This is a genomic window from Deinococcus metallilatus (assembly GCF_004758605.1).
GTDB classification, from domain to species: domain Bacteria; phylum Deinococcota; class Deinococci; order Deinococcales; family Deinococcaceae; genus Deinococcus; species Deinococcus metallilatus.
This window is the reverse complement of record NZ_CP038512.1, coordinates 1,554,753-1,567,143: the sequence shown is the minus strand read 5'-3', so window position 1 is coordinate 1,567,143 and position 12,391 is coordinate 1,554,753. Positions and strand designations below refer to the sequence as shown.

At 68.5% G+C, this 12,391-nt stretch carries 13 protein-coding genes; 6 read left to right on the top strand and 7 right to left on the bottom strand.

The genetic code is table 11. The annotated features are described in order from the left end of the window. Positions 1-14: 14 nt before the first annotated feature. Positions 15-209, top strand: coding sequence for a ChaB family protein (locus tag E5F05_RS13575; RefSeq protein WP_129119168.1), 195 nt, complete (start codon positions 15-17; stop codon positions 207-209). 113 nt (positions 210-322) lie between these two features. Further along, positions 323-1,093: a methyltransferase domain-containing protein gene (locus E5F05_RS13570; protein WP_129119167.1), complete on the top strand. Its 771-nt coding sequence runs from the start codon at positions 323-325 to the stop codon at positions 1,091-1,093. 83 nt (positions 1,094-1,176) lie between these two features. Here E5F05_RS13570 and E5F05_RS13565 read toward each other — a convergent pair whose 3' ends face one another. After that, a complete protein-coding gene (locus E5F05_RS13565; protein WP_129119166.1) occupies positions 1,177-2,022 on the bottom strand; it encodes a DegV family protein in 846 nt (281 codons plus the stop codon). A gap of 81 nt (positions 2,023-2,103) precedes the next feature. Between E5F05_RS13565 and bshA the strand changes: the two genes are divergently transcribed. Beyond that, positions 2,104-3,246 carry an N-acetyl-alpha-D-glucosaminyl L-malate synthase BshA gene (gene bshA, locus E5F05_RS13560; RefSeq protein WP_129119165.1) on the top strand — a complete coding sequence of 381 codons (1,143 nt, stop codon included), beginning with the start codon at positions 2,104-2,106 and terminating at the stop codon, positions 3,244-3,246. 240 nt (positions 3,247-3,486) lie between these two features. On the opposite strand, the gene E5F05_RS13555 is transcribed toward bshA, so the two are convergent. The 3 genes from E5F05_RS13555 to sucC all read right to left on the bottom strand — a co-directional run bounded on the left by E5F05_RS13555 (position 3,487) and on the right by sucC (position 6,239). Continuing rightward, entirely contained in the window at positions 3,487-4,056 is a 570-nt protein-coding gene (locus E5F05_RS13555) for a hypothetical protein (RefSeq protein WP_129119164.1), read from the bottom strand. 114 nt (positions 4,057-4,170) lie between these two features. Further along, positions 4,171-5,082: a succinate--CoA ligase subunit alpha gene (gene sucD, locus E5F05_RS13550; protein ID WP_129119163.1), complete on the bottom strand. Its 912-nt coding sequence runs from the start codon at positions 5,080-5,082 to the stop codon at positions 4,171-4,173. Next, positions 5,082-6,239: an ADP-forming succinate--CoA ligase subunit beta gene (gene sucC, locus E5F05_RS13545; protein ID WP_129119162.1), complete on the bottom strand. Its 1,158-nt coding sequence runs from the start codon at positions 6,237-6,239 to the stop codon at positions 5,082-5,084. The genes sucD and sucC overlap by 1 nt, the downstream gene beginning before the upstream one ends. Positions 6,240-6,398: 159 nt before the next feature. Between sucC and E5F05_RS13540 the strand changes: the two genes are divergently transcribed. From E5F05_RS13540 to E5F05_RS13530, 3 genes are all read left to right on the top strand, one after another. After that, complete coding sequence (locus tag E5F05_RS13540) at positions 6,399-7,445, top strand: M24 family metallopeptidase (protein ID WP_129119161.1); 1,047 nt, start codon at positions 6,399-6,401, stop codon at positions 7,443-7,445. Continuing rightward, the gene (locus E5F05_RS21920; protein WP_129119160.1) at positions 7,442-7,792 is read left to right on the top strand and encodes a septal ring lytic transglycosylase RlpA family protein; all 351 of its coding nucleotides are present in this window, start codon (positions 7,442-7,444) and stop codon (positions 7,790-7,792) included. The genes E5F05_RS13540 and E5F05_RS21920 overlap by 4 nt, the downstream gene beginning before the upstream one ends. Positions 7,793-7,855: 63 nt before the next feature. After that, the gene (locus E5F05_RS13530) at positions 7,856-8,317 is read left to right on the top strand and encodes a YbjN domain-containing protein (protein WP_129119159.1); all 462 of its coding nucleotides are present in this window, start codon (positions 7,856-7,858) and stop codon (positions 8,315-8,317) included. Positions 8,318-8,588: 271 nt separating this feature from the next. Here E5F05_RS13530 and E5F05_RS13525 read toward each other — a convergent pair whose 3' ends face one another. From E5F05_RS13525 to pepF, 3 genes are all read right to left on the bottom strand, one after another. Continuing rightward, complete coding sequence (locus tag E5F05_RS13525) at positions 8,589-9,164, bottom strand: HdeD family acid-resistance protein (RefSeq protein WP_129119158.1); 576 nt, start codon at positions 9,162-9,164, stop codon at positions 8,589-8,591. Positions 9,165-9,271: 107 nt separating this feature from the next. Beyond that, positions 9,272-10,279 carry an alpha/beta fold hydrolase gene (locus E5F05_RS13520; protein WP_129119157.1) on the bottom strand — a complete coding sequence of 336 codons (1,008 nt, stop codon included), beginning with the start codon at positions 10,277-10,279 and terminating at the stop codon, positions 9,272-9,274. 242 nt (positions 10,280-10,521) lie between these two features. After that, positions 10,522-12,342 carry an oligoendopeptidase F gene (gene pepF, locus E5F05_RS13515; RefSeq protein WP_129119156.1) on the bottom strand — a complete coding sequence of 607 codons (1,821 nt, stop codon included), beginning with the start codon at positions 12,340-12,342 and terminating at the stop codon, positions 10,522-10,524. Positions 12,343-12,391 lie beyond the last annotated feature (49 nt).

Sequence of the window (12,391 nt, the reverse complement as noted above, 5' to 3'; positions counted from 1 at the left end):
CGGGAGGAGGAAGTATGCCCTACAACAGCATTTCGGACCTGCCGCAGTCCCAGGTGGACCAGTACGACCACCACCAGAAAGAAGCGTTTCTGAAGGCGTTCAATAGCGCCCTGGACGAGTACGGCGGGGATGAACACCGCGCCTTTGCCGTCGCCCACGCGGCAGCCAAGAAGGCGGGGGCGAAGGAAGAGCGCGAGCACGACAAATAGGTCATACCCGTGGAACGGCTGGAGGGAATGCTCTTCCAGCCGAACTTTTTGGCTTTTTCCTTGTTACTACTGGAGTACGGACAGAATGACTGGAGATGGCTTACGCTGGGGGCATGACCTGGAACCCCGACCAGTACCACCGCCACCGCGAAGCCCGGAGCGCCCCCGTCCGTGACCTGCTGGCGATGCTGCCCGACCTCCCCTACCGCGAGATTGTGGACCTGGGGTGCGGCACCGGGGAACACACGCGGACGCTGGCGGAACGCTTTCCGGGGGCGCGGGTGCTGGGGCTGGACAGCAGTGCGGAGATGCTGGCAAAGGCGGACGCGGCGGGGCTGCCCCATCTGCGTTTCGAGCAGGGGGACATTCTGGAGCTTCAGGGGGAGTACGACCTGATCTTCTCCAACGCGGCTTTGCAGTGGCTCCCCGACCACCGGGCGCTGCTGGCCCGGCTGTGGGAAAGGGTGCGGCCTGGCGGTGTGCTGGCGGTGCAGGTGCCCGCCAACCACGATCATGCCAGCCACCGCCTGCTGACCGAGACGGCGAACGAGTTCGGGGAAGAGTTGCAGGGCTTCACGCGCTTCGGCACGGCGCACGGAGCTTCCCCGGTGCTGACACCCGCGCAGTACGCCGAGCGGCTGGATGAGCTGGGCGCCCTGGACATCACCGCCATCAGCAAGGTCTATCCGGTGGTGCTGCCGGGTGCGGAGGGCATCCTCGACTGGACGCGCGGCACGGCGCTGGTACCGTACCTCTCGCGGCTGAACGCGGCGGACGGGGAACGGTTCACGGCGGCGTATCTGGCGCGGCTGCGGGAGCAGTGGCCGGGTGAGCGGGTGTTCTACGCCTTCACGCGGGTGCTGTTCACGGCGCGCAGGGGCTGAAGGCAGACGACCGGTGCGGCGAAAGGCCAAACGGCCCGCCTCGCGCTTGCGGCACGCGCCGCTTTGCCTGGAACGCCTGACGGCTAACCCGCATAGGGCCGGGCCAGCAGGCCGTAGGTGCCGGGGCCGACGTGGGCACCGATCACCGGCCCCATCAGTTGCAGGCGGCCCTGGGCGACGTTCAGGCGGCTGGCGCTCACGGCGGCCTTGAGTTCGGCGACGCGGGCGGGGTCGCGGCCCGCGTGCCCGATGGTCACGGCCACCGGATCACGGCCAAAGCGTTCTTCCAGTTGGCCGAGGATGTCGCGCGTGGCGTCTTTGGCACGCACCCGGCGCACGGCCTTGAGGTGGCCTCCGTCGAAGCCCAGGACCGGCCGGACGCCGAGGACATTGCCGATGAGTTCCTGGGTGCGCGAGAGGCGCCCGCCGCGCCGCAGGAACTCCAGGGTCGGGACCGTGAACTCGACCCGCAGGCCCTCCTGCACCGCCCTGATCGCGCCCAGGGCCGCCTGCATGTCGCCCCCGGCAGAGGCGGCGTCACGGGCGGCCATCACGACCTCGGCCAGCGGCAGGGACGCGAACTGGCTGTCGACCACCTGCACCCGGTCCCCCGCGTTCAGGGCGCGGGCCGCCTGACGCGCGTGCTCGGCGGTGGCCGAGAGGTGGCCGCTGAGGTGGATGCTGATGACGCCCTCGTGCGTGGCGAGCAGCTCGCGGTACAGGGCCGCGAACGCCGCCTGGGTTGCGGGCTGGGTGGTCACGTTCCCGCCGCCGCGCTGGTGGTCGTACACCGCGTCCGGGTCGATGTCCTGCCAGTCGAGAAAGGACCGCTCGCCCAGCAGCACGTGCAGCGGCACGACGTGGAGGCCGAGCTGGCGGACTCTGTCGGGGTGAAGGTCGCAGGTCGAATCGGTGACGACGGCAAGCATGAACCCGAATGTACGGTGGGCGGACGTACACAACTCTGACACCTCGCCGGGAAGCGGCGGCGGGGCCTATACTCCGCAGTCATGGCGCCGATTCCAGAAAAGATTGCCGTGCTGTGCCACGCGGGAGCCGGGGGGTCCGGCGTGGTGGCCACCGAGCTGGGGTTGAAGGTCGCCCAGGCGGGGCGTGAGGTTCACTTTGTCGGGTCCGCCGTGCCCTTCCGCCTGGCGGGGCACCGGGGCCTGCGGGGGCCGTTCTTCCATCAGGTGGGCGGCTTCGCCTACGCGCTGTTCGACCAGCCCTACCCGGAACTGGCGGCCACGAACACGCTGACCGAGGTGATTCTGGAGCATGACGTGCGCCTCACGCACGCGCACTACGCGATTCCGCACGCGACGGCGGCCATCCACGCGCGGGCCATCACCGGGCGCAGCCGGGTCATGACCACCCTGCACGGCACCGACGTGACGCTGGTAGGCGCGGAGCCCGCCTTCCGGCACACCACCCGGCACGCCATCGAGCGCAGCGACCACGTGACGGCCGTCTCGGCCTTCCTCGCGCAGCAGACGCGGGAGGTGTTCGGCGTGGACCGCGAGATCGAGGTGATTCACAACTTCGTGGACGCGGCGCGCTTCGTGCGCGTGACCGACCCCGCCGTGCGCGCCCGCTTCGCCCACCCGGAGGAGGCGCTGCTGGTCCACGTCAGCAACTTCCGCCCGGTGAAGCGTGTGGAGGACGTGGTGCGGGTCTTTGCCCGCGTCGCCAGTGAGATTCCCGCCCGGCTGCTGATGATCGGGGACGGCCCGGAACGGCCCCGCGCGCTGGAACTGGCCGGGCAACTGGGCGTGATCGGCCGCACCCAGTTCCTGGGGTCCTTTCCCGATGTCGAGACGGTGCTGGGGATCAGCGACCTGTTCCTCCTTCCCAGCAGCAACGAGAGTTTCGGCCTGGCCGCCCTGGAGGCCATGAGCTGCGAGGTCCCGGTCGTCGCCGCCCGCGCGGGCGGGATTCCCGAGGTCGTGGAGGACGGGGTCACCGGCTTCCTCGCCCCGGTGGGCGACGTGGACGCGATGGCCGACGCGGCACTGCGGGTGCTGCGGGACCGCGACCTGTACCTCAGCATGGGCGCGGCGGGCCGTCAGGCCGCCCTGACCCGCTTTCACCCCGACCGGATCGTGCCGCTGTATCTGGCCGCCTATGCGCGGACGATGACGCTGTCCCTTTAGAGCATTTGTCGTCAAGATGACGTTGTTTTTGACCCTCTCCCCCGGTGGGAGAGGGCCTTGCGAAGCAAGGGGTGAGGGGGTCTTTTGCTCCAAGCGCTCTTTGCCTAGGGATGCCAGCCCAGCTCAGTGATGTATCTAGTGAAGAATTTCACAATAAATCTATTCGTGAAATTTGTGCTGGCTTTGAGGTCAAAAGCAGTGGGTTGGCCGTGGAACACGCCACCAGCCAGCCATAAGGGATCAGCGGCCCAGATTGAGCGTCACGTCCACTGCACCTTCCACGAAAGGCGCCACCTTCACGGCGCGGCCCACCTCGACAACGAAGGCATTCCAGCCACGCTTGAGGGCCACCTCGTAACCACGGCTGGCCTTCACGGTCACGTCGGAGTTGACCCAGACGATGAACAGGGAACCGCGTCCGGCACTCACGGCCACCTCGCGCAGGGCCTCGCCCTCGTCGTGCTGGCCGTTCCTGTTCGCGTCGCGGTAGGTGAAGAACTTCAGCTCGGCGGTCTGCGTCTCGGCGCTGACGCTGACGGGGTCGAGCACACCCGGCCAGGTGACGTTCTGGGCATTGAGGGCGGTCTGGGCGCGGAAGCTGGGGGAGGCGGTGGGGATTTCCAGGCGGAACTGGCCGCCCTGCACGGGCACGCTCACGATTTCCTGCACGGGCTGGCCGGAGGCGCTGACGGCCCAGCCGCTGACACGGGTATCCGCCGGAACGCTGCCCGTCACACTCCCCGTCACGGTGAGGGCGCCGCCCGATCCGAAGAAAAGGGCCGCCACGAGAAGGGGGAGACGAAGCTTCATGGCTCCAGTCTACGCGCGGGCCTGACGGGGAGGTGACGGAGCGCCAGAGAAAGAGCGGTTCAAGGAAAAGGAGCCGGAGCGCCTGGCTCCAGCCCCCTCCCCTGTTCATCCGGTTCAGGCGTTGACGTTCAGCGCCTTTTTCACCAGTTCCACGATCTCGGGCATGGTGTCCGCGACGGGGACGTTCGCGGCCTGGAAGGCGGCCAGCTTGCTCTCGGGGGTGCCCACGTCGCCCATGATGATCGCGCCCGCGTGGCCCATGCGCTTGCCCTTGGGGGCGGAGCGGCCGGAGATAAAGGCCACGACCGGCTTCTTCATGTTCTGGGCGATGTACTCGGCGGCGGCTTCCTCGTCCGCACCGCCGATCTCACCGATCACCACGACGGCGTCGGTTTCGGGGTCGGCCTCGAACATGGGGAGCACGTCCGCGAAGGTGGTGCCGATCACCGGGTCACCGCCGATGCCGACGGTGGTGGAGGTGCCCAGACCCGCGTCGAGCAGCAGCTTGGCGGCCTCGTAGGTGAGGGTGCCGGAGCGGGAGATCAGGCCGACGCGGCCTTGCTGCTCGTAGATGCGGTTGGGCATGATGCCCACCTTGCACTCGCCGCTGGTGACCAGGCCGGGGCAGTTGCCGCCGATCAGGCGGACGCCGGGGCCACCTTCGGCGCGGCTGACCAGGTCGAGGGCCTTGACTTCCTGCACGGCGCGCATCATGTCCACCGTCGGGACGCCCTCGGTGATCAGCACGATCAGGGGCACGCCCGCGTGGGCGCTTTCCAGCACGGCGTCGGCGGCCCCGGCGGGCGGCACGAAGATGATGCTGGTGTCGATGCGGTGCTTTGATTGGGCTTCCTCGACGCTGTTGTACACCGGCACGCCCTCGTGCGTCTGGCCGCCCTTGCCGGGGGTGACGCCCGCGACAATCTTGGTGCCGAATTCCTTCATCGCGCGGGTGTGGTTGGAGCCTTCACGCCCGGTGATGCCGACCACCAGGACCTGGGTGTCCTTGTTGACGAGAATGCCCATTACTTCGCCTCCACCTTGTTCGCTTCCTGGGCCGCCGCTTCCGCCGCCTGGAACATGTCGGGGTACATCTGGATCAGCGGGCTGTTGACCTCGGCCAGCAGGGCCTTGGCTTCCTCCTCCGCCGTTCCGGCCACGCGCATGCGGACCGGCTTGGTCAGGATGCCCTCGTTCAGCGCCTGGATGATGCCCTTCGCCACTTCATCCGCGCGGGTGATGCCACCGAAAATGTTCACGAAGATGCTCTTGACGTCGGGGTCCTTGCTGACGAGCTTGATCGCGTTGTAGACGATGTCGGCCCGCGCGCCGCCGCCGATGTCGAGGAAGTTGGCGGGCTTGGCCCCGGCGCGGTTCACCACGTCGAGGGAGGTCATCACGATGCCCGCGCCGTTGCCCAGCACGCCGACGTTGCCGTCGAGCTTCACGTAGGCGAAGCCGTACTTGCTGGCCTCGATCTCCAGGGGGTGTTCGGCTTCCAGTTCGCGCCACTCGGCCAGGTCCTTGTGACGGTACATCGCGTTGTCGTCGATCTCGAACTTGGTGTCCAGCGCCACGGGCGTGCCGTCCGCGTCCACGAAGAGGGGGTTGATCTCGACCAGCACGGCGTCCATCTTGAGGGCCGCGTCGCTCATCTTGACCATCATGTCCGCGATCTTGTTGAGGTTGCCCTTGAAGCCCGCCTGGAGGGCCACTTCACGGGCCTCGAAGGGGCGCAGGCCGGTGATGGGGTCGACGCGGTACTTGATGATCTTTTCGGGGGTGGCGGCGGCGACCTCCTCGATCTCCATGCCACCTTCCGCCGACGCCATCAGGGTGTAGCTCTGCACGTTGCGGTCGACGATCATGCCGACGTAGTACTCGGTCCCCGCGTCGATATCGACGGCCTTGGTGACCAGCACCTTCTTGACGGTCAGGCCCTTGATGTCCATGCCCAGGATGTTCTGGCCGTTCTCGTACGCCTTGTCGAGCGTGGGGCTGAATTTCACGCCGCCCGCCTTGCCGCGCCCGCCCACGTGAACCTGCGCCTTGACGACCACCGGCTGACCGTAGTCGCGGGCGATGTCGCGCACCTCATCGGGCGTGTAGGCCACCTTGCCTTCCTGCACGTTCACGCCGAAGCGCCGCAGCAGTTCCTTCCCCTGATACTCGTGAAGTTTCACGGAAACTCTCCTCCTTGGGTGGCGGCCCCTTGTGGCCTGTCTTTTGTCCCGAAGAAGGAGTATAAGCTGCATTCCACTTGGACAGGCACCTTGTCCCCTCAGTGGGGACAGGAAGCGAAGGCCCGGTGTGGGCGGCGGGCGCGTGTTACCTTCCGCCTCATGACGCAACTCGACCAGTTGAGGGCCGCGATGAAGGCGGCGGGCGTGGACGCGCTGTGGGTGAGCAATCCGGCGAACGTGCGGGCCTTGAGCGGCTTTTCGAGCGGCCAGGACGGCAAGGTGCTGGTGACCGGGGACGGGGCGACGCTCTACACCGACGCGCGCTACACCGTGCAGGCGCAGGAGGAATCGCAGGTGCCGCAGGTGATCGCCCGCCCGCCCGAGACGTACCAGGACGCGGCACAGAAGGTGAAGGGCGCACGGGTCGGCTTCGAGGCCGAACACCTGACGGTGGCCGGGCTGGAGGCGTTGCGCGAGCACTGGGACGCGGCGCTGGTGCCGACGCGCGGGCTGGTGGAAGGCGTGCGGCTGGTGAAGTCGCCCCAGGAGGTGCAGGCGATCCGGGAGGCGCAGGCGGTGGCGGACCGCGTGTTTGGGGAGGTGCGCCCGATGATCCGCGCGGGCGTGCGCGAACTGGACGTGGCGCTGGCGCTGGAAATGGGACTGCGCCGCGCGGGCGCGGAGGTCGGCTTCGACGTGATCGTGGCGAGCGGGCCGCGCGGGGCGATGCCGCACGGCGTGGCGTCGGAACGGGTGATCGAGGACGGTGATCTGGTGACGATTGATTTCGGCGCGCGGGTGAACGGCTACCACAGCGACATGACGCGGACGGTCGCGGTGGGGACGCCGTCCGAGGACCTGCGCCGGGTCTACAACGCGGTGCTGGAGGCCGAGGAGGCGGCGGTGGCGGCGGTCCGGCCCGGAGCGAGGACGGGCGATCTCGACGCGCTGGCTCGCGGGATTCTGGAGCGGCACGGGCTGGCCGAGGCGTTCGCGCACTCGCTGGGGCACGGCGTCGGGCTGAACATCCACGAGGGGCCGAGCCTCCGCAAGGGCAGCGAGGACGTGCTGGAGCCGGGCATGGTGGTGACGGTGGAGCCGGGCGCGTACCTGCCGGGCGTGGGCGGCGTCCGGCTCGAGGACCTGGTGCTGGTGACGGAGGACGGCCACGAGGTCCTGAGCCGCGCGCCGAAGGAGCGGCTGTGAGGGCGGCGGCTCTGGCGGCGGCGCTGCTGGCGGGGAGCGTCGCCTTCGGGTTGCCGGGCGGGACCGCGCAGGCCAGCGTGTACCAGCGGGGCCACGCGGTCTATTACGGCGGCAAATACAACCGGCATACCCGCCTGACTGCCGCGCACCGGACGCTGCCGCTGGGGACCTGGGTCAGGGTCACGCATACCCGCACCGGCCGCAGCGTGGACGTGCTGATCAATGACCGGGGACCGTTCGGGAACGCCTCGCGCGTGATCGACCTGTCACGCACGGCGGCCTCCAGGCTGGGCATCCTCTCTGCGGGGGTTGCGCCCGTAACGGTCCAGGTGCTGCCCCGGTCCTAGCCGCCCCCGCCGGACAGTGATGTTAGAATCGGCCCGGGTTTCACCCCTAGAGGAGGAGTTTCAATGACGATGGAAACGGCGCTTCTGACGCTGGACACGCTCGCCAAGTACCTGCGCGAGAAGGAAGTCCAGCTCGACATGGAAGAGAACAACGGCCAGCGCTTCATCCGCATGGGCTGGCGCTTCGAGATGGGCGACGCGGCCGTGCTGGTGAGCGTGAACGACGGCCCCAACAACACCAGCCGCCTGGAGATCACCTGCGTGACCCAGAAGCAGTACGCCGACCGCCGCCAGGAGGTCATGGTCCTGCTCAACGAGCGCAACCGCGAGCGCGCCTTCAGCCGCTCCATCGACGCGGACGGCAACGTCTGGCTGGAGTACGTGGGCTTCTACCCCACCCTGGCCGAGATGCCCCAGGAAACCTTCGACACCCTCTTCGGCGGCGTTCTGATGCACTTCCAGGACGACTACGCGGCCCTCGAGGGCTACGTGCCGGGGCCGCAGCTCCAGCAGCCGCAGGCGTAAGAACGTCAGAGGCGAGGGCGGGGAACTCCTGCCCTCTCTTCTCTAGATTATAAGTGAAATTATTCACGACAAACTTGGTCGTGAATTTTTTGTTTCAGACGGAGTTAGGGTTCTAAGGTGCCGGTGAGCTGGATCACCGCACAGCCGCCCCGTCAGGGCCCTGCCCGCCACTTCGCGTAAGCCCCTCGCACGCCACCTGCACCAGCGAATGCCCCTTGCGACCTCCCAGCCCCTCCGGCGTTCCCTGAAAGGCAAAACGGGGGAGCGTGAACTACAGGTTCCGCATCCGCAGACCCAGCACGATCAGCACGATGCCCGCGATCAGGGCGTAGACCCCGATGAAATAGGAAACCGTGAGCGTCCCCGCGATGGGGTTCAGTGCCAGCAGGATGCCCAGGATCACCAGCAGCAGACCGCTGAGGCCCACCAGCCACTCCCCGGCCCCCGGAATCGCCGCCCGCCAGCGAATCGCGGCCACGATCTCCAGCACGCCGCGCACCAGCGCCCAGGCCGCGACCAGCCACAGCAGCGCCAGGACCGTCGCGCCGGGGTTGACGAAAGTGACGATGCCCGCCAGGATGCCCAGCACCCCGCTGAGGACCAGGGGCCAGCGCACCCCACCCGCCCGCGAGGAAAAGCCACCGATCAGGGTGGCGATCCCGTCCACGAAGGCGTAGGCCCCGAACACGACGGCGAGCGACAGGAACGCCGCACCCGGCCAGATCAGCGCCAGGATGCCGAAGAGCAGCGTCAGCACGCCGCGCGCCACTGTCCAGCCCCAGGAGGAACGGGCGGCGGCGCGGAAGGAGGGGGTAGGGGCCGGGCCAGGGTTACCGGGTTGCGTCATGATCCACCTCTTTCTTCGGTAGGGAGGCTTGCCTGCTGTCGTCTCTTCCTGTGCCAGCCGCCGCGTCCAGGTGATCAGCGCCTCAAGCTGCTCGGGCGGGGCCAGCTTCAGTTTGCTCCGGCCCCGGCCAGGAAGGCGTCGTAAGCGGCCGTGAAGCGTCTGGGTTCCTCGAAGTAGACCAGCGCGCCCGTATCAAACCGCTCGAAGCTCCAGTTGGGTCTGTTCTCGACGTTGCCGAGATCGCCGAAGTCCGTGAAGCGGTCACGCTCCCCGTAGGCCAGCCATACCGGGACAGTGAGGCTTTCGTACACCCGGTCGATGTCGGCGCCGAACAGCAGTCCGCTGATGAAGGCGAAGGGCGCGTGCCGGGCGCCGGGCACGTGCGAGGTGGGGTAGTCGTACCGCAGCAGCCCCTCGTCGACGGCCGCAGACGAGCCGAAGGTCAGCTTCAGGAAGTAGCGCAGGCTGGGCGCGCTTGCCAGCAGGTCGTAAAAGGGCTGCGCCCAGAGCGGGTTCTCGTACACACGTTTGAGCCCCGCGCTTTCCCGGGTACTGCCCGGATCGCCGTAGAACTGCTCGTTCTTCCCGAAGCCGGTCGGCGTGACGAGGGTGACCGAGCGGAAGCGGTCCGGCCCCTCCGAGGCAGCGCGCGCCAGGAACTCGCCGCCCAGCGAGAGGGCCAGGGCGTCCACGGGACGGCCGTCCTCCAGGGCGATCTCGTCGAGAACGTCATGGACCGCGTCGGCCATCAGGCGCGGTCGGTACTCCCGGTCCCCCCGCCGGGAGAAGCCGAAGCCCGGGAGGTCGAGGGCGTACACGCGGCGGGAAGCGCGGTAATGCTCGAAGAGGGGACGGACCTCATAGGCGCTCGCGGCGGCGTTCACGCTGTGGATCAGGAGCAGGGGGGCCCCCGAACCCGCGACGTACACGTTGAGCAGCCCCGCGCGGCGGCCGAGGGTGCGCCGCTCGGCGGCCAGGGCGGGCGGGGGCGTCAGGTCGTGGGGGACGCGCAGGCGGCTGTAGAGGCTCCAGCCCAGCCAGGCCGCCAGGGGCAGGGCCGCCAACCAGGCCGCTTCGGGCAGGAGGGAGGACCGTGCTTTGCCCGGTAAGGTCATACCTGAGCGTAAGCCACAAGTCCCCGGTGAGGAACGACGGGACGCGGAAGAGGCTTGAGGAAGCCATCATGAGCTGGTGAGCCTCCGGCGCTTCGTGCGAGACAGGCGACTGGCAAAGCTCCGCGGGGCAGCTCTACGAGTCCGCAGGAGAGGGCCTCTCCGAACGGAAAACATCCGCTTTCCCGTCCGGATGTTCTGGCATCAGTGCAAGAAGGTCATAGACCTCCGCCCCACCTGCCCCATCAGTTGCCTCGCTGCGCCAGCAGTTCCTCCAGCCGGTCCACGTACCCGGCCAGCACACGGAAGGTCGCCTCCACGGGTTCGGGGCTGAGCATGTCCACGCCCGCCTCCTTCAGGGCGTCGATGGGATCGAGGCTGCCGCCGGACTTCAGGAAGGCCAGGTAACGCTCGCGGGCGGCTTCCGGGTCCTGGGCGAACTGTTCGAGGAGCTGGTGGGCGGCGCTGATGCCGGTGGCGTACTGGTAGGCGTAGAAGTTGGCGTAGAGGTGGGTGGAGAACTGCGCCCACAGAATGCCGCTGCGCTCGCGGTCCATCGTCACGCCTTCGCCGTAGCCCTGTTTCAGCAGGTCGGCGGTGAGGTCGATCAGGTCGGGGGCGCTGAGCGTCCCGCCCGCCTCGATGCGGCGGTAACTCTCCAGCTCGAAGGCCGCGAGGGTCGGCATGATGAAGAAGTAGCGGTGGAAGTTGGCGAGGGCTTCTTCGATCAGGGCGACCTCAAAATCCGTGTCGCCCGCCTCACGTGCCTGCTTGAGGAGGGACTGGCGGACCATCGCCTGATTGAAGTTGCTGGCGACCTCGGCGTGGAAGAGGGTGTAGCGGGGGACCGCGTAGGGGTGTTCGCGCTGGGAGAGGAGCGAGTGCATGGAGTGGCCGATCTCGTGGGCCAGGGTGGAGTAGCTGGCCACGGTGCCGTTCCAGGTCATGAAGATGTAGGGTTTGACGCGCCCGCCGCCGTTGGAGTAGGCGCCCTGGCGTTTGCCGTCGTTCTCGGCGTAGTCCACCCAGCGTTCGGTGGTGAGGCCCGCGCGCAAATCCCGCACGTAGTCCTCTCCCAGGGGGGCCATGCCCGCCGCGATCCACTCGACCGCCTGCGCGTAGCTCACCTCGCGGGGGGGGACCAGGGCAGCCTTCACGTCGTATTCGCGCAGTTCGGGGAGGTTCAGCCAGCGGCGGCGAACATTCCAGTAGCGGTGCCAGGTGGGGGTGTGGGCGCGGTAGGTGTCCAGCAGGGTGGTCACGACCCCCACGGGGATACGGTTGGGCGCGAGGGTCGCGGTGATCGCGTCGGGGTAGTGGCGGGCGCGGGCCAGGAAGACGTTCTGGCGGACGCTGGTGGCGTACATCGCGGCCTGGCTGTGCTTCACGGCGAGGTGGGCGTCGGCGTAGTTTTCCCAGGCCTCGCGGCGGACCTCGCGGTCGGGGGAGGCGGTCAGGCGGTCCACGTTGCCCTGGGTGATCTTCTCGCCGCCCGCCGTGCCGAAGCGCAGGTCCATGTTCGCCAGGGCCGGGTGGATGCTCCGCTCGGAGGCGAAGGGGGCCTGCACCGCGCCCAGGAGTTCTTCGACCTCGGCCGAGCGCACGTGGGCGCGGTCCCGCCAGAGGCGTTCCAGGCGGATGCGGTCATCCTCCAGGTCGGGGCGCGTGAGCCAGCCGCGGACCGTCCCCTCGTCCAGCGCGAGGAGTTCGGGATCGGCAAAGGCAGTCACGCTGCCGAAGCGCGCGGCAATGGTGCTGGCCTGGTCGCGGCGGGCGGCGGCCACGGCGTCACGCCCGTCCACGCTCGCGCCCATGCTTGCGTAGGACAGGAGGCGGACCAAGCGCAGTTCCACCTCGTCGGCCTCGCGCAGATAGGCGGCGAGGGCTTCCGGGCTGCTGCCCAGCTTTCCGGCGTGGGCGGCCAGGGCGTCAATCGCGGCGGGCAGGGCCTGCGCCTCGGCGTCCCAGGCGGCGGGCGTGGCGAAGAGGGCCTCGATGTCCCAGGTCTGCTCGCGGGGAACGTCGGCGCGGGACGGCAGGGCGGCCTTCTGCTGGGTTGTGGTCATGTCGGGCAGGCTACCACCCGTCCGGCCCGGCGGCAGGCTCCGCCGTTTG

Excerpts from the sequence above, each read along its gene's own strand:
- E5F05_RS13575 (WP_129119168.1), top strand. The coding sequence starts at position 15 with ATGCCCTACAACAGCATTTCGGACCTGCCGCAGTCCCAGGTGGACCAG.
- E5F05_RS13570 (WP_129119167.1), top strand. The coding sequence starts at position 323 with ATGACCTGGAACCCCGACCAGTACCACCGCCACCGCGAAGCCCGGAGC.
- E5F05_RS13565 (WP_129119166.1), bottom strand. The coding sequence starts at position 2,022 with ATGCTTGCCGTCGTCACCGATTCGACCTGCGACCTTCACCCCGACAGA.
- bshA (WP_129119165.1), top strand. The coding sequence starts at position 2,104 with ATGGCGCCGATTCCAGAAAAGATTGCCGTGCTGTGCCACGCGGGAGCC.
- E5F05_RS13555 (WP_129119164.1), bottom strand. The coding sequence starts at position 4,056 with ATGAAGCTTCGTCTCCCCCTTCTCGTGGCGGCCCTTTTCTTCGGATCG.
- sucD (WP_129119163.1), bottom strand. The coding sequence starts at position 5,082 with ATGGGCATTCTCGTCAACAAGGACACCCAGGTCCTGGTGGTCGGCATC.
- E5F05_RS13540 (WP_129119161.1), top strand. The coding sequence starts at position 6,399 with ATGACGCAACTCGACCAGTTGAGGGCCGCGATGAAGGCGGCGGGCGTG.
- E5F05_RS13530 (WP_129119159.1), top strand. The coding sequence starts at position 7,856 with ATGACGATGGAAACGGCGCTTCTGACGCTGGACACGCTCGCCAAGTAC.
- E5F05_RS13525 (WP_129119158.1), bottom strand. The coding sequence starts at position 9,164 with ATGACGCAACCCGGTAACCCTGGCCCGGCCCCTACCCCCTCCTTCCGC.
- E5F05_RS13520 (WP_129119157.1), bottom strand. The coding sequence starts at position 10,279 with ATGACCTTACCGGGCAAAGCACGGTCCTCCCTCCTGCCCGAAGCGGCC.
- pepF (WP_129119156.1), bottom strand. The coding sequence starts at position 12,342 with ATGACCACAACCCAGCAGAAGGCCGCCCTGCCGTCCCGCGCCGACGTT.